The sequence below is a fragment of the Streptomyces sp. NBC_01429 genome (assembly GCF_036231945.1).
GTDB lineage: Bacteria > Actinomycetota > Actinomycetes > Streptomycetales > Streptomycetaceae > Streptomyces.
The window spans coordinates 3,549,462-3,569,787 of the sequence record NZ_CP109599.1; the positions used below are offsets into that span (position 1 = coordinate 3,549,462).

The window sequence follows — 20,326 nt, forward strand, 5'->3', positions numbered from 1 at the left end:
GTCAGCTCCGCCCGTACACCTCCCGCACGTTGTCCCTCGGTGCCGGTCTGTGCCGTGCCGCCGGGCCCTGGGCGAAGGCGCGCAGGACGTTCTCGGTGGTCCGGGTGACGAAGGCGCCGGTGCGGGTGTCCAGGCCGTGGTTGCGGCCGTTGTCGCGGGTGCCCGCCATGAGCGCCTCCACCCAGCGCATCGTTCCGCACGAGAAGACCCCCGCTCCGCCGGGCGTCGTGTAGTACGCGGAGTCGGCATGGCTCCTGCGGCCGGCGCACACCAGCGGGGAATGGGCGACGATCTCCAGCGGCGACGGCGTCGGCGCGTCCGGGGTGACCCGGTCGTACTCCACTCCGACCAGATGGGCGAAGGACGCGCCCCGGCGCGCCCCGGCGCCGGCGAAGACCCAGTGGTCGGGTCGGTGCACGACGTAGGGGGCGTCCACCGGGAAGCCCTCGTAGAGGACGCCGGTCAGGGACGACTCCGGGTCGGCGGCGGGCGGTTGGCGGAAGTCAGTGGTCGCCGTGGAGCTGTGCCCGGCGAGGTACGGGTCCAGCGCGTAGTCCGTCTTGTAGCAGACCACCGTGCGGACGGGCCCGTCACCGCCCTCCAGTCTGACCCGGCGGAAGCAGGTGTTGGCGCCGAGGAACGCCAGATTCGTACCCGCGTCGCGCGCCTCGGTGAAGTGCCGCCGCTGCTCCGGCGTCCAGTACTCGTCGTGGCCGAGCGACACCGCCGCCGCCGCGCCGCGCAGCACCTCGGGGCCGCGGTGGACGTCGATGCCCGTGGTGTACGCGAGCGGGATACCGAGCCGGTCGGCGAGGACCACCGCCGCCCGTTCGTAGACCAGGAACTTCTCGGCGCCGTTCTTGTCGTAGGGCCGGTCGAAGCCGACGGCCAGCGAACGGGTCGCGTACGCCCCGCCCCGGCCCTCGTAGAGGCTGCGACCGCCCCACAGGTTGTACGCCTGCCAGGTCGCGGGCGCGTGCGTCAGCACGGTCCTGCCCGCGCCGCTCGCCGAGCGGACGATGAGCGGGACGTAGCGCTGGTGCCCGTTCTCCGCGTCCAGCCGGAGCAGATACGCGCCCTCGGGCCAGCCGTCGGTGTCCACGGCCATGGTGCGCCGCCACCCGGCCCGAACCGTCCGGGTGGCCCGCTCAAGGCTCGGGCCGCGCTGGGCCCGGCCCCGTATCCGGCCCGACCGCCACACCAGCCGGGCCTGCGCGCCGCCGTACCAGCCGACGCGGTAGGCCGAGACGCGGAAGCCGGGCGCGGTGGTCGACACGTACAGCCCGAACTCCTCGCCCGGCAGGACGCTGACCCGGTCGGTGTAGCCGAGGACCGCGTCGGGCGGGCCCTTCGAGCGGATGCGCCAGTCGGGGCTGCCGGGCCGGGCCCGTTCCTCGGCGTCGGAAGCGCCGGACGACCGGGGGGCTGTGGCGGTGGCGTCCGTACGGTCGGGGTGCGCGGCGGCGGGGTCCTCGCCCGCCGTGTCGCAGCCGGCCACCGTACCCACCGCGATACCGGCGGCCCCGGCGGCGGCCACTCCGAGGAAGTGCCGCCGGTCGAGGCCGCCCGGTCCGTGCCGGCCGTGCCGGCCGCTCGGGTCCGCGCTGTTCATGCCCGCATCCTCGCCCGGGGCCGGTGCGCGCGCATGTCGTGCGCGGCCGGTGCCGCCTCGGCCGGGGCGCCCTACGCCGGGCGCGTCAGGTGCGCGAACGCGTCCAGGTTCCGGGTGGACTCGCCGCGCGACACCCGCCACGCGTACTCCTTGCGGATCGCGCTCGCGAACCCCAGCTCCAGCAGCGTGTTGAAGGAACCGTCCGCCGCTTCGAGCACCGATCCCAGCAGCCGGTCGATCTCGTCCTCCGTGACGGCCGTCAGCGGGAGCTTGCCGGTGAGATAGATGTCGCCGAGCCGGTCGACCGCGTAACCCACCCCGTACAGCTTGAGGTTGCGCTCCAGCAGCCAGCGGTGCACGCCCTCGGCGTTCTCGTCGGGGTGGCGGATGACGAAGGCGTTGAGGGAGAGCGCGTGCCGGCCGACGCGCAGGGAGCAGGTCGTGGCGAGCTTGCGGATGCCGGGGAGGGTGACCACGTACGCGCCGGGCTCGGGGCTCTCCCACGCCAGTTCGGCGCTCTTCAGCGTCTCCTCGATGATCCGCGCGGTCCGCTGTACGACGTCGACGTCAGCCATGGTGCGAGCGTACGGCAGGGCGGCGCGAGCGTACGGCAGGGCGGGTGCCGCCGCCGTCCCGCCTCCCCCGCCCGTTCAGCGCGTCGTACGGCCGCGGCGCCGGTGGTCGTACAGCGCCGCCTGGTAGACGTCCGCCGTGGCCGCCGCCGCCGTCGCCCAGCCGAAGCCGTGCGCGTGGTGCGAGGCCGCCGCGCCCATCCGGTCGACCAGCTCCGGGTTGTCGATGAAGCCGCGCAGCGCCCGCGCGTACGCCGCCGGTTCGTGGCCGGGTACGAGGAAGCCCGTCACCCCGTCCCGCACCGCCACCGGCAGCCCGCCCACCGCCGCCGCGACCACCGGGGTGCCCGCCGCCTGGGCCTCTATGGCGACCAGCCCGAAGGACTCGCTGTACGACGGCATCACCAGCACGGAGGCCGCCCGGAACCAGTCGGCCAGCAGCTCCTGGCCGACCGGCGGCCGGAACCGTACGACATCCGCGATCCCGAGGCGCGCCGCCAGCTTCTGGAGCCCCTCCGGTTTCGCGAGACCGCTGCCGCTCGGCCCGCCGACGACCGGCACGACCAGCTTCGTCCGCAGCGAGGGGTCCTCTTCGAGGAGTACGGCCACGGCGCGCAGCAGGATGTCGGGCGCCTTCAGCGGCTGGATCCGGCCCGCGAAGAGGGGGACGAAGGCGTCCTGCGGCAGCCCCAGCCGGGCGCGGGCGGCGGCCCGGCCGTCACCGGGCCGGAAACACTCCAGGTTCACCCCGGGGTGGACGACGGCGGGCTTCGCGGGGTCGGCGTCGTAGAAGCGGACGAGTTCGTCGGCCTCCTCCGCCGTGTTGGCGATCAGCCGGTCGGCGGCGCGCACGATCTGGGTCTCGCCGATGACCCGGGCCGCGGGCTCGGGCTTGTCGTCCGTCGCCAGCGCGGCGTTCTTGACCTTGGCCATCGTGTGCATGGCGTGCACGAGCGGGACGCCCCACCGCTCGGAGGCGAGCCAGCCGACGTGGCCGGAGAGCCAGTAGTGGGAGTGGACCAGGTCGTAGTAGTCGGGGCGCTGGCCGGCCCACGCCTGCATCACCCCGTGGGTGAAGGCGCACAGCTGCGCGGGCAGCTCCTCCTTGTTCAGGCCCTCGTAGGGCCCGGCGTCGACATGCCGTACGAGCACTCCGGGGGCCAGGTCCACCACGGGGGCCAGGCCGCCGGTGGTGGCCCGGGTGAAGATCTCCACCTCGATGTCGATGGCGGCGAGACGTTTCGCCAGTTCGACGATGTAGACGTTCATGCCGCCCGCGTCGCCCGTCCCCGGCTGGTGCAGCGGGGAGGTGTGGACGCTGAGCATGGCGATGCGGCGCGGCTTGCGGTGCTGGCCGGGGCGCCGGAGACGGGGCGGCCCCACGAACGTGCCGGCGATGCGGGACACGTACTGGCTCACGTCCGCTGTCCTCTCGCTGGGGACCCGGGAGCAGACCGACTGATCCGGGAGCACGACGACGGGAGGGTTGTCACGCCCTCTCCGAAGGGCGTGAACAGCGGAACGCACCCCTTCATTTCCGCTTTGCCAAATCGTTACCCTTGGTGCCTCAACCATCACCCCGGGCAGCCGGTACCCGACGCCTCCGGTGCCGACGCCCTCCGCCCGGTCGTCGGGGCCCGGTCGCTAGGCTCGCTTCCATGGTGTCCCCGTCCCGCCCTCCCCGCTCGGCTGCCCCGGAGCGCGCGGCGCGGGCCCCGGAGCGCGCGGCGCGTGCGGTGCGTCCGGTCGGCGCGGTGACCCGTGGCACCACCCACCAGAACCGGCTGCGCCGCATGGACCGCTGGATCGCCGCCGTCCACGGCCCCGCGCTGCGCCGCGCCGCCGACCCCGTGGTGGTGGATCTCGGGTACGGGGCCGCCCCCTGGACCGCCGTCGAACTGCTGCGGCGGCTGCGGGCGGCCGAGCCGCGTACGGAGGTCGTCGGCGTCGAGATCGAACCCGCCAGGGTCGCCGCCGCGCTGCCGTACGAGAGGGACGGGCTCCGTTTCCGGCACGGCGGCTTCGAGGTCCCGCTGCCCGACGGCCGGCGCCCGGTGCTGATCCGGGCGGCGAACGTGCTGCGGCAGTACGACGAGGACGAGGTCGCCGCCGTCTGGACCCGGCTGTGCGCGCGGCTCGCGCCGGGCGGGCTGCTGGTGGAGGGCACCTGCGACGAGATCGGCCGGCGCCATGTGTGGGTGGCGCTCGGTCCGGAGGGGCCGCGTACGGTCACGTTCGCGACCCGGCTCGGCTCGCTCGGCCGCCCCTCCGACCTGGCGGAACGGCTGCCCAAGGCGCTGATCCACCGCAACGTGCCGGGCGAACCGGTCCACGCGTTCCTGCGCGACTTCGACCGGGCGTGGGCCGCTGCGGCTCCGTACGCGTCGCTGGGCGCGCGGCAGCGCTGGATCCGGGCCGTACGGGACCTGTCCGCCGACTGGCCGCTGACGGACGACGCGCGGCGGTGGCGGCAGGGCGAGGTGACGGTGAACTGGGCGGCGCTGGCGCCCGGTTCCTGACCCGGGGCGGAGTCCCGGACACAGCCCCGGACGGCGGAGCCCCGGACGCAGCCCCGACGCGACCCCGACGTGCCATGAGAGGCAACCCGCGCCGCTCTTTCCCCATCTGCCCTGTCGAAGCTGCCCCTTTGACTCCGCGCCCCTGCCTCCGCCGACCCTGTCTCGTTGCCTCCGCCGACCCCGCCTCGTTGCCTCTGCCTCCTCGGCTCTGTCTCTTTGAACAGGAACATGGCACGATCACCACAGGGGAACGCGTTACTGACAGTGAGTCAGTTGAAGCCCTGGTGCGCGAGGCGGGGCTTGGTCCGGAGGGGGAGTCTGTGAACCGACGTCGCTGTGCCGCTGCCGCGACCAGCCTGGCCTGCGCGCTGGCCGTACTGGCATCGCCGGACCTGACGCTCCGGGCATACGCCGCGCCCCCGCCCGCGCCCGTCGGCTCCCCTTCGCCCGTGGCCCCGCCGCCGGTCGAGCTGCCGCCGGGGATGTCTGCCCCGTCACCCTCCGGTACGAAGTCCGGCACGAAGTCCCTCGAAGACGTACGCGAGGAGATCGAGGAGCTGTACCAGAAGGCCGCCTCGGCGACCGACGCCTACAACCTCGCCGACGAGCTGGTGAAGAAGCAGTCCGCCGAGGTCGTCGATCTGGCCGGGGACCTGGTCGGCATCCAGCGGCGCATCGACGCCCTCAAGGCAAGCGCGGGCGCCGCCGCCCGCGCCCAGTACCGGGACGCCGGACTGCCGCCCGACGCCCGGCTGATACTCACCGGCGACCCCCAGCTGTTCCTCGACGGCATGGGACGGATCAAGCAGGGCCAGAAGGCCACCAGCGATCTCCTCCTCGAACTGACCCGGCAGCAGGAGGACTTGAAGACGTACGCCGCCGACTCCAGCACGCACTGGCAGCAGCTCAAGGCCGCCAGGGCGAAGAAGGAGAAGGCGAAGAAGGAGATCAAGAAGCGGATCTCCGCCGCGAAGAAGCTCGAAGCGAGCCTCGCCGAGAAGGACCGCAAGCGGCTCGCGGCGCTGGATCGCGCGGCGGCTCAGCGGGCCCAGACGGCATGGCTGGACTCGGGGGCCGTCCCACTGTCCGGGTCGGCCGGGTCCGCCGGGTCGGCCGGGTCTGTGGGCGGGGGCGCGAGCGAACAGGGCGGGAAGGCCATCGAGTTCGCGATGGCGCAGATAGGCAAGCCGTACGTCTGGGGCGGGGCGGGACCGTACTCGTACGACTGTTCCGGGCTGACCTCGCAGGCGTGGCTGGCGGCCGGCCGGCCCATACCGCGTACCTCGCAGGAGCAGTGGCGCCTGCTGCCGCGCGTGGACATCAAGAACATGCGGCCGGGCGATCTGATCATTTACCACTCGGACGCGAGCCATGTCGGTATGTACGTCGGTGACGGCCAGATCGTGCACGCGCCGAGGCCGGGACGGAATGTGACGTTGGCGGGCGCGGGATCGATGGTCATCCTCGGGGTCGTACGCCCCGACAGATAACCGGGACGGCAGGCGATCCGGACGACAGACATTCCGACCGGCCGGCAATCCACCCAAAAGCACATGGAAGCGACGCCACAGACATACGGCGCGTCGCCGTGCCGCACCCGCACCCGCACCCGCACCAACGCACGTGATGTTTGTCATGGGCACCGGTGCCCGAATAGCGCGCGATGCCTGACGGGATACGGCATATGACGGCGGCGCTTCGCCCGCAGACCATTCCGCTGGGGCGGCGGCTACCGCTATGGTCCCCGTCTGGTGGGGCGTCGACCGTCGCTCCCGCCGTGCCCTCGGGGGGAGGGAAGGAAACCCAGACCGATGCCCGCACCCGTACCCGTACCGCGGCAGCGCACAGGACCGGCGGCCGACGGGCGACCGGCCGAGACGCGACCGACCGAGACGCAGCCGTCCGGGGCTCAGCCATCCGGGGCTCAGTCATCCGGGACCCGGCCGACACCCGAAAGGGGCACCGCCGCGGCCCCCGCCAAGGGCGGCGAACTCACGCTCCTGGTGATCGAGGACGACCCGGCGGGCGACTTCACCGCGCCCGAGCCGCCGGACCAGTCCGACCAGCGGGAGGGCAGCGGTACGCGGCTGCGGATCCGTACCGCCCGTAACCTCATCGAGGCGGAACGGCTGCTCACGGACGACATCCACTGCATCCTGGTGGATCTGGCGCTGCCGGGCATTCCGGGGATGGACGCGAGCGACGGGCTGGCACCGCTGAAGCACGTCCTGCGGCTCGCGCCCCGCCATGCCGTACTCGCGCTGGCGGCGGAGGGCGACGCCGAGCGCGCGGCGGCGGCCGTACGGGTCGGCGCGCAGGACTATCTCTTCCGCGACGAGCTGGACGGGCGGCTGCTGAGCCGCGCCATCCGGTACGCCGTCGAGCGCAAGCGCGCGGACATCGCGCAGCGCCAGCTGACCGAGTCGCGGCTGCGCGCCCAGGAGAACGCCCGGCTGGAGCGCGGCCTGCTGCCCACTCCCCTGCTCCAGGGCTCGGACCTGCGGTTCGCTTCCCACTACCGGCCGGGGCGGTCCAGGGCGCTGCTGGGCGGCGACTTCTACGACACGGTCCGCACGCCGGACGGTACGGTCCACGCGATGATCGGCGACGTCTGCGGCCACGGCCCGGACGAGGCCGCGCTCGGCGTGGAGCTGCGGATCGCGTGGCGGGCGCTGACGCTGGCGGGGCTGTGCGGCGACCGCCTCCTGTCGACGCTCCAGCAGGTGCTGGAGTACGAGCGGGAGAGCGAGGAGATCTTCGCGACGCTCTGCACGGTCGACATCACGCCCGACGGGCGGCGGGCCGGCCTCTGCCTGGCGGGCCACCCGTCACCGCTGGTCACGCGCAAGGGCCGGGCGGCGCAGCTGCTCCCGTACGAGGAGGGCGGCCCGGCCCTGGGGCTGCTGCCGCGCGCCCGCTGGCCGCGCAGGCAGGTGGAGCTGGGCGGGGTGTGGAGCCTGATGATGTACACGGACGGGCTGATCGAGGGCAGGGTCGGGGTCGGCTCGAAGCAGCGGCTGGGCCAGGAGGGCATGGTCGAGATGATCAACGACCAGCTGGCGAGCGGGCTGAGCGGCGACGACCTGCTGGAGGCGGCGGTGGCACGGGCGCGCGAGCTGAACGGCGGGGAGCTGACCGACGACGTGGCGGTGCTCCTGCTGGGCCGCGGCGCGTGACACTGCGGCGGCGCGTGAGAAAACCGCGGGGCGTGAGAGCGCGGGGCGTGAGACCGCGGGGCGTGAGACCGCGGCACATGAGCTGCGGCGCCGCGTAAAAGACCGCGGACCGGTCCGCTGCCTCAGCGCCCGCCGTTGTAGGGGCCGTACGGGCCGTCGCTGCTGGAGCCGCCGCTGGGACGTCCGCCGCCGGAGACCGCCTTGATGGCGGGCCGTACGTCGACCATGAAGACGATCGTGGCGACGAGGCCGGCGATCCGCAGGAACATCATTCCCGGGATGAGCAGGTCCACGACGACCGTGAGACCGAGAATGATCAGCCAGAACATCTTCGTCTGCTTGTCGGCCGCTCGGTACGCGTCCTCCCGGGCCGTCGCGGCGAAGAAGAGCGCGACGATGGCCAGGACGACCATGGCCAGGCTGAGCAGGCCGAGGATCGAGCTGAATCCCGCCATCAACATGCTGAAGCACCTCCTGAATAGTCCGGACCGAACAGCCAAGGTACCTGGACAACGGGCCGGACACCGTGGAGGTGCCCGGCCCGCGTGAACACTTACGAACACTCACGGGGCAGGAACGGCTACGGAGAGCCGCGACCGGGAACCGCTGTTCGGCGTTGCTCGGCCTTGCTCGGCCTTGCTCGGCCTGCCGGACCGACCCCGGCCCACCTGACCTACTCGGTCTCGGTGGCGGCCTTCTTCGCGGCGGGCTTGCGCGGGGTGGCCTTCTTGGCGGTGGCGGGCTTGGGCTCCGCCTCGGCCTTGACCTCCGCGTCGGCCTTCGGCGCGGGGGCGGGCGCCGTGGCGGGCTCGGGCTCGACGGCGACGGCGATCTCGGTGATCTCGTCCGCCGCCTCGCCCCGCCAGGACCGTACGGTCTGCTCGCCGCGCTCGGCGACCTTCTCGTACGTCTCGCGGGCCCTGACCGCGCACTCGGCGGCCACGCCCACGCCGCGCAGCGCCAGATCCTGGGCGGTCTCGCCGAGCTTCTTCAGGTCGGTGTCGATCGTGCCGATCACCTCGGTGAACTTGGCCTGCACGGTCGCCTGGGCCTCCTTGGCCTGACCGCTGACCTTGTCCTGCACGGCCTTGGGGTCGGAGTTCCGTACCGCCTCGATCCGTCCGGGCGCCTCGGCCCGCAACTGCTCGATCAGCCCGGGCACCTTCTTCGCCTGCTCGACGGCCAGCTCGGCCGTACCGGCGGCGAAGTAGAGGGGCCTCGGGTCGGTGAGGGTCTTGCGCAGGTCATCGGTGATGGCCATGACTGTGTCCTCCCGGATCACTGTGAGGGTGGTGTGGCTGCTGGTCCGGCGGGCGGCGCGTCGGGACCCGTACGGCCGACGGCCCCGCCGTCACCGCCGTCGTCACCGTCGGCGGCCGGCGCCGGTTCGGCATCGATCGCGTTCTCCTTGCGGAACGAGTCGTAGATCTGCAGGAGCACCTGCTTCTGCCGCTCGTTGATCGAGGGATCGGCCAGGATGACCGCACGTGTCTCCAGCTCCTCCCTCTCCCGCTCGTCCAACATCCCGGCCTGCACATACAGCGTCTCCGCGGAGATCCGCAGCGCCTTGGCCAACTGCTGGAGGATGTCGGCGCTGGGCTTGCGCAGCCCGCGCTCGATCTGGCTCAGATACGGATTCGACACCCCGGCGGCATCGGCGAGCTGGCGCAACGACAACTGCGCGGTGCGCCGCTGCTCGCGCAGGTACTCGCCGAGATTGCCGACGTTGAGTGATGCCATGCCCACCATCCTGCGCCCGCTTGCTAACTTTTGCAAGCACGCGCTTGCAAAAGTGTTCCATGCCACCTCACGTCGCCCCGCCTGCCTCTGTCACACAGCGAGCCGCCCTTACCGTCCCGCAGGGGGGATCGCACGGGTGCTCACGCGCTCGGCGTTCAGGATGGCTGGACTTGGTCGAAGAGGGCGAGGGCTTCGGCCGGGTCCGGGCTCACGAGGCGTTCCAGACCGGCCGTCGTGATCTTCGCCCACCTGCCGGCCCGTGCCCACATCCGTTCCTCGAAGGCGCGGACGGCCTCGTCCAGGTCTCCGGGGCCGGTGGCGATGTCTCCGGGGCCGGTGGCGATGGACTCGGCGAGTTCGGCGCCTTCCAGCATCGCGAGGTTCGCGCCCGCCCCCAAGGGGGGCATCAGGTGGGCGGCGTCGCCCAGTAGCGTCACCCCGGGGACGTGGGTCCAGGTGTGGGACACGGGTAGGACGTAGAGGGGGCGGTGGACGAAAGCGGTGCCGTGGCGGAGGAGGTCGAGGACGGGGGCGGCCCAGCCGTCGAACAGAGCCAACAGGCTCGATCGCACGGCCTCGACGTCGGCCAGGTCCACGTTCGTGTGCCGTTCCAGCGGCGCGCGGAACTGGGCGTACACCTTGACGTGGCCGCCGCCATTGCGCTGGGCGACGAGAGCCCGGTTCACGCCGTACACAGCCACGGAACCGTCTCCGACCAGGCGGGCGAGGTCGGGGTGGCGGATGTCGACGTCGTCGAGGGAGGTCTCGACCAGAGTGACGCCGGTGTAGTGCGGCGTCACCGGCGAGACCGCCGGGCGGATCCGGGACCAGGCGCCGTCCGCGCCGACCACGAGGTCGAACGTCTCCTGTCGCCCGTCCGCGAAATGGACCCGTACGCCATCCCGGGTCCCCGGCACCACCTCCGTCACGCCCCGGCCCCACTGGACGTCGAGAGGGCCGAGCAGCAGGTCACGGAGTTGCCCGCGGTCGATCTCGGGATTGGCCCGGTCATCCGGACGAGGTCGCCAGTCGCGCAGGACGGTCCCGTCCGCGTCCAGGATGCGCATGGCCTGCCCCTCGGGGCGGGACAGCACCTGGAACTCCGCCAGCAGCCCCGCCTTGTCCAGCGCGAGCTGGCCCAGCCCTTCGTGCAGGTCAAGCGTGCCGCCCGGGGGGCGGGCTTCGGGGGCGCGATCGCGTTCGAGGACGGCGACGGGGCAGCCATGGCGGTGCAGGACGCGGGCGAACGTAAGGCCGGCGGGACCGCCCCCGACCACGGCGATGCGTTGTCTCATGTCGATACACTGTATTGCCAATATGCAGCGTATCGCAACGGTACGGTTGTGGCCATGACTGTGTGGGACCGGCCGGAGCCGCCGACTCAACCCGTACCGCTCGACCGGGAGCGGATCGTCGCCGCCGCCATCGCGCTGGCCGACGAGGGCGGGCTGGAGGCCGTGTCCTTGCGCAAGGTCGCCGCCCGGCTGAACGCCGGACCGATGCGGCTGTACGGATACATCTCCACCAAGCAGGAGCTGTTCGACCTCATGGTGGACGAGGTCCAGGCCGAGATTCTCCCGGTGGAGCAGCGCGGTGACTGGCGGGAGGCGCTGCGCGTCCTCGCCCACCGCACCAGGCAGGCCGCTCTCCGCCACGAATGGCTGGCCGACCTGCTCGGCGGCCGCCCGGCCCTGGGCCCGAACGGCCTCGCCGTGACCGAGGCCACGCTGGCCGCCCTCGACGGCCTCGCCGATGTCGACACCGTCATGCGCGCTGTCGAGACCGTCAGCGCCTACTTCACCGGCGCGATCAGGCGCGAGATCGCGAACCTGCGGGCCGAGCGCGCCACGGGCCTGTCCAAGCACGACTGGCAGCGCGCCCACGGCCCGCATGTGACGAACATGCTGGCCACCGGCCGTTTCCCGGCGCTGGCCAAGGCCGTGTACGACGGTACGGACGTGGACGCCGAGGCGTCCTTCGCGACCGGCCTGGACTGGGTCCTCGACGCCGTGGCCGCCAAACTCACCCGGCCGTCTGGGTAACGCTCAACTCGTCCGCGTCCCCCGCCGCGCGAGGACCCGACCCGTTGCGCGATCAGCGCTTCGGGACATGTGCGTCAGGCGGTCAGGCCGGCGCTGATCAGCCAGATGTGTTCGCAGGTCGAAGACGCCTTCCGCAACTCCTCGCGGGACTCCTGCGAGGCGTGGTAGAAGGTCCGCTCGATCATCCAGCACAGGGCGCGCGCCATCGCCGACGCCTGTTCCGGTCCGGAGCCGGCCTGCACGCCGGCTCGTTCCAGGACGGCGGTGATGGCCGTACTGAACAAGTCGGCCGTACGGCTCCACAGTTCACCGATCTCCGGCACGGTCAACGACAGGTCGATCGCCGTGCGCATGACCAGGCCGTGCTCGTTCCACAGCTCGACCGTGCGCCTCATGGCCGCCGCGACGGCCCGGCGCGGCTCGTCGGTCTCCGCGGTGACCCGGGACCGCTCCCACAGGTGTTCGACGGTCCGGGCCACGAGTGCTGTGACCACTTCTTGCTTGGAGCCGAAGTAGAAGTACAGGGCGCCGCGGGTGATGCCCGCGCCCTGGGCGATGTCGCCGACGGTCATGGCGTCGTAGCCCTTTTGCGACAGCAGGGCTTCGCAGGTGTCCAGAATGGCCCGCTCCCGGACATCGCCCTTGCGTTCGGTGGTGCGTCGGCTCCGCGCGGGTTCGTGGCCGGGCATCAGAGCTGTGCGCCCTCGGCGAAGTCGGTCGTACGGGAGAGCGTCTCCCATGCGCGGATGTCCTCGTCCACGGCCGTGCGCGCGGCGGCGACCAGTCGCAGCGCGTCCGAGCCCAGGACGAGGTGGGCCGGCGGCCGGTCGACCGACGTGATGTGCACGAGTGCGTCCCCGGCCTTGGCCGGATTGCCCAACTGGTTCCCGCTGGCCCTCTGCCGCGCTTCACGGATGGGGACGAACAGCTCGTCGTAGTCGTCGATGGACTGCGCGGCGCGCGTCATGGACCGTCCGGACCAGTCGGTACGGAAGGAGCCGGGCTCGATCGCCGTCACGTGGATCCCGAACTGCGCGACCTCCTTGCCCAGTGCCTCAAGCATGCCTTCCAGGGCGAACTTGCTGCCGCAGTAGGCGGACAGGCCGGGCACGGCCATGAGCCCGCCCATGGAAGTGACGGCCATCAGGTGTCCGCGGCGGCGTGCGCGCATGTGGGGCAGGGCCGCCCGGAGGGTGGCCACCGCGCCGAATACGTTGACCTCGAACTGCCGCCGCACCTCGGCCAGCGGAGTCTCCTCGAAGGTGCCCTCCAGGCCGTAACCGGCATTGGCGACGACGACGTCCAAAGGACCGACGCTCCGCTCTGCCTCCGCGACCACATGCGAGACGGCGTCGTCGTCGGTCACGTCCAGGATGCGGCCGTGCGCGTACCCGGGTTCGATCTCCTCGAAGGCCCGCAGGTCCTTCTCCGAGCGGACCGTGCCGACGACGGTGTGCCCGGCGGCCAGGGCGGCCTGGGCGAAGGCACGCCCGAGGCCCGTGCTGACACCGGTGATGAGCCAGTTCTGCTGCTGCATTGCTCCTCCAATGAGGACTCGCATGGAGCCGGATGCTCCCTCGTCTCAAAATCTACACCACGTCGATTTTTTTCATCATGATGTAGACAGTGGCAAGCGCGGAGGCGTGCGCCGACCCCCTCCCGGAAACCCGTGGCACGCGCCTACCACCTTGCGAAACGATGAAGCATGCACCCGGATGGCTGGCACCTCACCGAAGATCTCGACGACTTTCTCGCCCGGGCCGGAGACTTCCTGCGCTCGCGCCCCGCCCTGCACAACACGCCGCTGACGGTGATGGAGAGGCTGCGCACACTCGGGCCGGACGCCTACGGCGCCGGAGCCACCGTGTTCGGCCGGCTGGAGGAGGAGGGCGAGGTCCGCGCCGTCTTCTACCGCCTTCCGTCCCGCGGCATCGGACTCACCCGTCTCACCGCCGAGCAGGCCGACGCCCTCGCCGCCCACTTGGCCGCCCTCGGGCACTCCTTCCCGTACGTCAGCGCGGAGCGCGGCACCGCCGCCGCTTTCGCCGGGGCCTGGCAGCGGCACACCGGCGCGACGTCGGCAGTCGGCGTACGGATCAACCTGTACCGTCTCGGCACGCTCACCCCACCGGAGCCGCTCCCGGAGGGCCGGGGGCGGCTCGTGGGCGAGCGGGACCATGAGCAACGCGTGCGCTGGTGCGGGGAGTTCTGCGCCGCCGTCGGGGAGGTCCCCTCCGTGGACGCCGAATCCTGGGCCGGCTCGCGCTTCGCCGACCGGCACTTCACGTTCTGGGAGACCCCGGACGGCGCTCCCGTCTCCATGGCGGCCGCCACCACGATGGTCGCCGACATGGTCCGGGTGGACCCCGTCTACACCCCGGCCCATCTCCGGGGCCGGGGCTACGCGGGCGCCGTGACGGTCGAGGTGACCAGGGCCGCGCTGGCCGCGGGCGCCACGGACGTCGTGCTCTACGCGGACCCGAACAACCCCACCAGCAACGCGCTCTACCAGCGCATCGGATACGTCCTGCTGACCGACTGGGCCACGTACAACTTCTCGTACGCCACGCCGGACACGCCGGACGTCGGTCAGTAGCTCCGGAGGCTCCCATGACGGCCGCGGCGAGCGTCGCGGGGACCGGCGGCCCTCCCCGCCCGCGCCCGGAGCCGCTCGGGTGAATCGCCCCGGGGGGAAAACTCCCGGGGAGCCGGCCGCGCCCGGGGCCGCCCCTGGGGCCGCACCCGGGGCCGACCCCGGGGCCGACCCCGGGGCCGCCGCCGGGGCGACGGCCGCTGGTCACCCCTGACGGCGGGCAGGTTGGGAAGATCACCAGCTGATGGCGTCGTCCATCGACTGCTGCCAGTACGTGACCGTGAGCGAGTCGTCGATGTAGACGCCCTTGGCGGGCAGCGAGGGGCGGGCGCCCTTGCCGACGCTCTCCGAGCCGGAGCGACCGTAGAAGTAGACGGCCAGGTCCTTCTCCGTACGACCGTGCGCGCCGCTGCCGTCGGCGGCGGACAGGTTCACGGAGGCGTAGCCGGACTCGCCCGGCTCCAGCGTGACGACGGCCTGCGGCTGGGACTCCTCGATGACCGGCGGCACCGCCTGGGCCTCGCCGAAGCGGACGGCCGGGTAGTAGTACAGGTAGCAGGTGTCGCTGCCCGTGTTGGTGACGGTGAGGAGCATGTGGTTGACCGGGCGGTTCAGCGGGGCCGCGACGGTCTTGGTGTTGGAGCCCTCGCAGGTGACCACCTTGTCGGAGGAGGCGGGGGCCTTCGAGGCAGGGGCCTTCGTGGCAGCGGCGTGCGCGGCGGAGGTATTCGAGGCGGCGGCGTGCGCGGCCGGCTTCGAGGTGACGGCGGCCTGCTTCGCGTCGTCGGAGGAAGAGCCGCTGCCGGAGGATCCGGAGGTGGACTCCGCGGACTTGGCGGAATCCGTGGACTCCTTGGACTCCTTGGACTCCTTTGACTCCGTCGTGACGGAAGAGGCGCCCACCGACGCTCCCGCGTCGGCCACGCCCATTCCGTCACCACAGGCGGTCAGGGAGAGCGTGGCGAGCGCGACGGTCGCGGCGGCGGTCAGAAGGCGGGTGCGGGAGTTCCGGATGCTGGACATGTGGCTGTGGGCCCCTTCGGTGTTCGGGTGGTTGCGGTGCTTGGATGACCGAAGCTTGTGGGGTGATCTGTCCCAGCCGCCACGCGCAGCGGGGAGTTCGGGACGCTGGAACGCTGGAACGGGCTCTGACCAGGGGAACCGCGGCACCCCTGGAACGCGTGGATGGGACGTGAAGGACGGTGGAACGAGTGTCGGAGGCGACAGGGGGCATGGCGACGGACGGGTTCGCGGCGCTGCTGCGGGAGCTGAAGGACCGCTCGGGGCTGAGCTACGGGGCGCTGGCCAAGCGGCTCCACATGAGCACATCGACGCTGCACCGCTACTGCAACGGCACCGCGCTGCCCGGCGAGTACGCACCGGCGGAGCGCCTCGCGCGGGTGTGCCGGGCGACGCCGCAGGAGCTGGTGGAGCTGCACCGGCGCTGGATCCTGGCAGACGCGGCACGAAGGACCAGGCCGGACCAGGCCGCGGCGGAGCAGGGGGCCGCGCCGGCACCGAGCCCCGCCGCGGCCACGGACGCAGTCACGGACGCAGCACCTGCCCCCGACTCGGCCGTCGCAGCGTCAACACACGAGGAGGACGAGGGGGACGAGGCGGACGGGAACGACGAGCCGATTGTCGTTGACGTACCGCACGAACCCGCCCCGCCACGGCGTCGCCGTAACGCGCTGGTCGCCTCCGTCGCGGTGGCCGCCGTGCTGGGTGCCGTGGTGCTCGCCGTCAATCTGCCCTTCGGCGGAGGCGGGGGCGGGAGCGGGAGCGACGCGACGGACCCCCGGGCGGCCGGTGCCACCGGCACGGCGGACGCCGGAGAGCCGTCAGCGAAGGACACCGCCGCCCCTTCCCCTTCCCCCTCCCCGAGCGGAAAGAGCCCCGGCCCGTCCGTCTCCCCCGTCGAATCCGGCAGGGTCGAGCCCAGCGCCTCGCAGGGCGGCGGCAAGCGGAGCGCGGCCGGGCCCACCGACGGCAGCGGGGCCGAGCCCGGCAGCGGCGGCGTGGCCGTACCGCTGAACGTCGCCACCCGCCCCTACGTCTACGACAACCCGTGCAGCCAGCACTTCCTCGTCGACAGCGAACCCGAGCAGGTCGGCCCGCCCGCGAACGAGCAGGACGCGCCGCGCTGGGCCGCCGCCTACGGCGCGGTCTCCTCGGGGGAGCAGCGGGTCGCCCTGACCGTCCAGGGCGCCGGGCGGGACACGGTCGTCCTACAGGCGCTGCACGTACGCGTCGTCGCCAAGGGCGCGCCGCTCGCCTGGAACGACTACGAGATGGGCAACGGCTGCGGCGGTGGCGTCGACACCAAGTCGTTCGACATCGACCTCGACAACGGCAGCCCCACGGTCACCGTCAAGAACGGCCAGCGCGACTTCCCGTACAAGGTCAGCGAGTCCGACCCGGAGGTCTTCTACGTCACCGCGCACGTCAAGGCGCACGACGTCCGCTGGGATCTCAGCCTGGACTGGACCAGCGGCAGCCGCCACGGCACGGTGCAGATCAACAACGCCGGCACCCCGTTCCGCACGAGCGCCCGCGTCGGCCGACCGGAGTACGTCTACCCGTTGGGCGGCAGCGAGTGGATCAAACCGGGGAACTGACCGGACTCGCGCGGGCCGTGCGGGCTGTACGGGCCGTGCGGGCTGTACGGGCCCGTTCGGGCTGTACGGCTGCCCATAAGCCCGTTAAGCCCGTAACGCGTAGTGCCATGGTGTCCTCCTCGGACGTTCGCCTGTTCGGCGTGAAGACACCGCCGGGCCCGCGCGGGTGACATCGGGAAGGTGACACGGGACCGGGGCCCCGGTCCGGGGCCCCGGCCACTTTTTTGTGGGTACTTGTCGGTGGGTGCCGACGGGGAGAGCCTGGTGGTGGGCGGTCGGACGGCCGCCGGATCCGGGTGCGACGGGGGTTACGGAGTGGCCGAGGCGGTCGCGGGTCAGGAGGCCGGTGCGGCCTCGGCGAGCTTCTCCAGGCGGCGGTGGCCCCAGTCGGACACGGGGGCCAGCGCCTCGGAGAGTTCGCGGCCGAACGCGGTCAGGGAGTACACCGTCCTGAGCGGCAGCCCCTCGTGCACCTCCCGGTGCACCAGTCCGTCGGCCTCCATCTCGCGCAGCGCCTGAGTCAGCACCTTCTCGCTGAGGCCCGGCACCTCGCGGCGCAGTTCGCCGGGGCGGCGCGGACCGGACTCCAGCAGCCAGAGCAGGACGGTCTTCCACTTGCCGTCGATCACGGCGATCGCGGCGGTCACTCCGCAGACATCCGTGTCCCGGGCCCGGCTGCGCGTCATCCTCGCCCCATTCGTTTTCATGTGTCGATTTACCGATTCTCAAAGGGAGTTGGAGTATGTCTCATCCCCATGAACAGTCTGCCGCCACCGCCGTCACCGTGCTCGGTCTCGGGCCGATGGGCCGGGCCCTGGCGGGTACGTTCCTGGACTCCGGTCTGCGGACCACGGTCTGGAACCGGACGCCGGGCAGGGACCGCGAGCTGGTCGAACGGGGCGCGGTAGGCGCACGATCGGCCGCCGAGGCGGTCGGCGCGAGCGCTCTGACCGTGGTCTGCGTGGTCAACTACGACGCGGCGGACGCCGTACTGCGACAGGACGCGGTCACCGCCGCGCTCAAGGGGCGCACGGTGGTGAACCTGACCGCCGACACCCCCGACCGGGCCCGGGACAGCGCGGCCTGGGCGGCCGGGCACGGCATCCGGTACCTGGACGGCGCGATCATGACGCCGAACACGACCGTGGGAACGCCGGACGCCGTGTTCATCCACAGCGGCCCGGAGGACCTCTACCGCGAGCACCGGCCCGTACTGGACGCGCTGGGCGGCAGCCACACCCACCTCGGCGAGGAGATCGGCCGGGCCGCCGCGTACGACGTCGCGCTGCTCGACATCTTCTGGACCGCCATGGCGGGGTACGCGCACGCCGTGGCGCTGGCGGCGGCGGAGGGCGTCACCGTGCGGGAACTGGCGCCGTTCGCCCAGGGGATCGCCGCGATCCTCCCGCCGGTCTTCGCACAGAGCGCGGCGGACATGGAGAGCGGCGGCTTCTCCGGCGAGGGCAACCCGCTCACCTCGGCGGTGTCGTCCATGGCCCATGTCGTCCAGGCGTCCGAGGCCCATGGCATCGACGCGGGCGTCATGCGCGCGGCCGAGGGCGTGGCCCGCCGCACCGTCGGACTCGGGCACGGCGCGGACGGGTTCATCCGGGTCGCCGAGGTCCTGGGCCGCCGCTGAGGCGAAACTCCGGGTGTCGCTCCCTCAGTGAGCAAGGCGCTCAGCCGGACCCGGCCCTCCCGGGCCTCCCGGTCCTCCCGGGCCTCCCGGGCCTCTTGCGCCAGACGAGGACATCGGTGCTCGGCCGGCGTTCGGAGAAGAGGCCCGAGGAGGGCGAGGCCGTCCGCAGGAGCCGGTCGAGGTCCGCGTCGAAGTCCTCCTGCCGGGCGCCGAAGAGGTGCGGGGCGGAGGAGGACATCGAGAAGACCCACGCGCGGACATCGTCCCGGCCGCGTTCCAGCGCCTGTCCCCCGGGCACGACATGGCGCTCGGGGCCGGCGAAGCCCGCTCGGCCGAGTACGGCGTTCTCGCCGCTGGGCGTTCCGTACGGCAGTACCCCGTGGCCGGCTCGTCGGACCGGGCCCAGGTACCGCCTGATCAGCTCGTCGATGGCGGCATAGGGCACCGGCGGGTGCGGGAGCCCGGCGACGGAGCGCGTCTCCGTCTTCAGGTCCGCGATGTGCAGCAGGACGCCGCCCGGCCGGAGCATGTCCTTGACGGTCGCCGCCACCAGATCGCGGTCCATCCAGTGGAAGGACTGCCCGAAGGCCGCGACGGTGAACGTGCCGAGGCCACCGGACAGATCCCCGGGCAGGTCCTGGGGCTCGTCCCCGGGCAGCTCCTCGGCCCGGCCCCCGGGCAGCTCCTCGGCCCGGCCCCCGGGCAGCTCCTCGGCGCGGGCCCGTACCCATCGCGCCTTGCCCGCCACCCCCGCCTCGGCGGCCCGGCGTCCGGCCTCGGCGATCATCCCGCTGTCCGGGTCGACCCCGACCACCTCGCCGAACAGGTGCGCCAGGCCGAGCGCGAGCGTGCCGGGCCCGCACCCCACGTCGAGGAGCCGGCCCCGGCCGTCCAGCGCCAGTACCTCGGCGAGCACGTCAGCGAGCCCGGCCGCGTACGGGAGCCTCCCGCGCGCGTAATAGGGGGCCGCCCCCAGGAACAGCGTGTCGTCCCACTCCCACCCCTCGGGCATACCCGCCGACCACCTCTCCGCGCGGACCGCCGCCCCGCGCGCCGGTACTCCTGGCTGAAGAGTCCGATCATGCCGGAGCGCGGCGGGCCGGCGCGCCCGCGGCCGGTGGACGCGGGGTCGGCGCGGCCTCAGAGCCCCGCACTGGCCGGGCGGTAGGTCAGCACCTGTACGCCGGTGGTCCCGGTGACCGTGGAGACCAGTTCCAGCGGGCGGAGGGTGCCGTCCTCGGGGAAGATCTTCTTGCCGCCGCCGAGGATGACGGGCATGAGCATGAGGCGCAGCTCGTCGACCAGGCCCTCGTGGAGGAGGGTCCGTACGAGGGTGGGGCTGCCCATGATCAGGAGGTCGCCGCCGTCGGCCGCGTGGAGTTCGCGGATGCGGGCGACGGCGTCCTGACCGGGGATGAGGGTGGTGTTGTGCCAGGTCGGGGCGGGGTCGTCGTTCAGGGTGGCGGAGACGACGTACTTCTTGACGGTGTTCATCCGGTCGGCGAACGGGTCACCGGCGCGGTCCGGCCAGGCCGCCGCCATGGTCTGCCAGGTACGGCGGCCGAACAGCAGGGCCCCGGCCCCGGTGAGCGCGTCGGTGACGGCGCTGCCCACGGCCTCGGGGTCGAAGTACGGGTGCGTCCAGCCGCCGTGGACGAAGCCGCCGTCGGTGTCCTCGTCCGGTCCGCCCGGTGCCTGCACGACGCCGTCCAGGCTGATGAACTCACTGACCACGATGCGCATGGGACTCGCTCCACTTCCTCAGTTCGGGTGTACGGCATTTCGGGTGTACGGCAAGGAAGACCGGCGCGCCAC

At 72.5% G+C, this 20,326-nt stretch carries 20 protein-coding genes; 7 read left to right on the forward strand and 13 right to left on the reverse strand.

The window, feature by feature from the left end; all coding sequences use genetic code 11:
• Position 1: 1 nt before the first annotated feature.
• The 3 genes from OG627_RS15215 to mshA form a co-directional block, all read right to left on the reverse strand.
• Entirely contained in the window at positions 2-1,612 is a 1,611-nt protein-coding gene (locus OG627_RS15215; protein ID WP_329065369.1) for a N,N-dimethylformamidase beta subunit family domain-containing protein, read from the reverse strand.
• Positions 1,613-1,683: 71 nt separating this feature from the next.
• Positions 1,684-2,187 (reverse strand): YbjN domain-containing protein, encoded by a 504-nt coding sequence (locus tag OG627_RS15220; protein ID WP_329065371.1) that lies wholly within the window; start codon positions 2,185-2,187, stop codon positions 1,684-1,686.
• 75 nt (positions 2,188-2,262) lie between these two features.
• Positions 2,263-3,603 (reverse strand): D-inositol-3-phosphate glycosyltransferase, encoded by a 1,341-nt coding sequence (gene mshA / locus OG627_RS15225; protein WP_329065373.1) that lies wholly within the window; start codon positions 3,601-3,603, stop codon positions 2,263-2,265.
• A 317-nt stretch (positions 3,604-3,920) separates the two neighbouring features.
• On the opposite strand from mshA, the gene OG627_RS15230 reads away from it, so the two are divergent.
• The 3 genes from OG627_RS15230 (at position 3,921) to OG627_RS15240 (ending at position 7,879) form a co-directional block, all read left to right on the forward strand.
• Complete coding sequence (locus tag OG627_RS15230) at positions 3,921-4,703, forward strand: class I SAM-dependent methyltransferase (RefSeq protein ID WP_443073627.1); 783 nt, start codon at positions 3,921-3,923, stop codon at positions 4,701-4,703.
• Between the two features lie 320 nt (positions 4,704-5,023).
• Positions 5,024-6,193, forward strand: coding sequence for a C40 family peptidase (locus tag OG627_RS15235; RefSeq protein ID WP_329065375.1), 1,170 nt, complete (start codon positions 5,024-5,026; stop codon positions 6,191-6,193).
• A gap of 321 nt (positions 6,194-6,514) precedes the next feature.
• A complete protein-coding gene (locus OG627_RS15240; RefSeq protein WP_329065377.1) occupies positions 6,515-7,879 on the forward strand; it encodes a PP2C family protein-serine/threonine phosphatase in 1,365 nt (454 codons plus the stop codon).
• A gap of 122 nt (positions 7,880-8,001) precedes the next feature.
• Here the strand turns inward: OG627_RS15240 and OG627_RS15245 are convergent, their stop codons facing one another.
• The 4 genes from OG627_RS15245 to OG627_RS15260 form a co-directional block, all read right to left on the reverse strand.
• Positions 8,002-8,340: a DUF2516 family protein gene (locus tag OG627_RS15245; protein ID WP_329065379.1), complete on the reverse strand. Its 339-nt coding sequence runs from the start codon at positions 8,338-8,340 to the stop codon at positions 8,002-8,004.
• Positions 8,341-8,552: 212 nt separating this feature from the next.
• Entirely contained in the window at positions 8,553-9,140 is a 588-nt protein-coding gene (locus OG627_RS15250) for a hypothetical protein (protein ID WP_329065381.1), read from the reverse strand.
• A gap of 17 nt (positions 9,141-9,157) precedes the next feature.
• A complete protein-coding gene (locus tag OG627_RS15255) occupies positions 9,158-9,619 on the reverse strand; it encodes a helix-turn-helix domain-containing protein (protein WP_329065383.1) in 462 nt (153 codons plus the stop codon).
• 155 nt (positions 9,620-9,774) lie between these two features.
• Positions 9,775-10,914 carry an FAD-dependent oxidoreductase gene (locus OG627_RS15260; protein ID WP_329065385.1) on the reverse strand — a complete coding sequence of 380 codons (1,140 nt, stop codon included), beginning with the start codon at positions 10,912-10,914 and terminating at the stop codon, positions 9,775-9,777.
• 54 nt (positions 10,915-10,968) lie between these two features.
• Here OG627_RS15260 and OG627_RS15265 point away from each other — a divergent pair, with 54 nt between their 5' ends.
• Complete coding sequence (locus OG627_RS15265; RefSeq protein ID WP_329065386.1) at positions 10,969-11,661, forward strand: TetR/AcrR family transcriptional regulator; 693 nt, start codon at positions 10,969-10,971, stop codon at positions 11,659-11,661.
• Positions 11,662-11,735: 74 nt separating this feature from the next.
• Here OG627_RS15265 and OG627_RS15270 read toward each other — a convergent pair whose 3' ends face one another.
• Positions 11,736-12,350, reverse strand: a complete 615-nt coding sequence (locus tag OG627_RS15270) for a TetR/AcrR family transcriptional regulator (RefSeq protein WP_329065388.1) — start codon at positions 12,348-12,350, stop codon at positions 11,736-11,738.
• Positions 12,350-13,198: an oxidoreductase gene (locus OG627_RS15275; RefSeq protein WP_329065390.1), complete on the reverse strand. Its 849-nt coding sequence runs from the start codon at positions 13,196-13,198 to the stop codon at positions 12,350-12,352. Before OG627_RS15275 ends, OG627_RS15270 begins: the two co-directional genes overlap by 1 nt.
• Positions 13,199-13,366: 168 nt before the next feature.
• Between OG627_RS15275 and OG627_RS15280 the strand changes: the two genes are divergently transcribed.
• Positions 13,367-14,257: a GNAT family N-acetyltransferase gene (locus OG627_RS15280; RefSeq protein ID WP_329065392.1), complete on the forward strand. Its 891-nt coding sequence runs from the start codon at positions 13,367-13,369 to the stop codon at positions 14,255-14,257.
• Positions 14,258-14,488: 231 nt separating this feature from the next.
• On the opposite strand, the gene OG627_RS15285 is transcribed toward OG627_RS15280, so the two are convergent.
• Positions 14,489-15,277: a DUF4232 domain-containing protein gene (locus OG627_RS15285; protein WP_329065393.1), complete on the reverse strand. Its 789-nt coding sequence runs from the start codon at positions 15,275-15,277 to the stop codon at positions 14,489-14,491.
• A gap of 188 nt (positions 15,278-15,465) precedes the next feature.
• Here OG627_RS15285 and OG627_RS15290 point away from each other — a divergent pair, with 188 nt between their 5' ends.
• On the forward strand, positions 15,466-16,872 hold the full coding sequence (locus OG627_RS15290) for a helix-turn-helix domain-containing protein (RefSeq protein ID WP_329065394.1): 1,407 nt from the start codon (positions 15,466-15,468) through the stop codon (positions 16,870-16,872).
• Between the two features lie 335 nt (positions 16,873-17,207).
• Here OG627_RS15290 and OG627_RS15295 read toward each other — a convergent pair whose 3' ends face one another.
• Entirely contained in the window at positions 17,208-17,558 is a 351-nt protein-coding gene (locus OG627_RS15295) for a winged helix-turn-helix transcriptional regulator (protein WP_329065395.1), read from the reverse strand.
• 56 nt (positions 17,559-17,614) lie between these two features.
• Between OG627_RS15295 and OG627_RS15300 the strand changes: the two genes are divergently transcribed.
• Positions 17,615-18,511 carry an NAD(P)-dependent oxidoreductase gene (locus OG627_RS15300; protein ID WP_329065397.1) on the forward strand — a complete coding sequence of 299 codons (897 nt, stop codon included), beginning with the start codon at positions 17,615-17,617 and terminating at the stop codon, positions 18,509-18,511.
• Positions 18,512-18,551: 40 nt separating this feature from the next.
• Here the strand turns inward: OG627_RS15300 and OG627_RS15305 are convergent, their stop codons facing one another.
• Together OG627_RS15305 and OG627_RS15310 are read right to left on the reverse strand one after the other, a co-directional pair.
• Positions 18,552-19,523, reverse strand: coding sequence for a class I SAM-dependent methyltransferase (locus tag OG627_RS15305; protein ID WP_329065399.1), 972 nt, complete (start codon positions 19,521-19,523; stop codon positions 18,552-18,554).
• A 128-nt stretch (positions 19,524-19,651) separates the two neighbouring features.
• Positions 19,652-20,254, reverse strand: coding sequence for a dihydrofolate reductase family protein (locus OG627_RS15310; protein ID WP_329065401.1), 603 nt, complete (start codon positions 20,252-20,254; stop codon positions 19,652-19,654).
• Between the last annotated feature and the right edge of the window lie 72 nt (positions 20,255-20,326).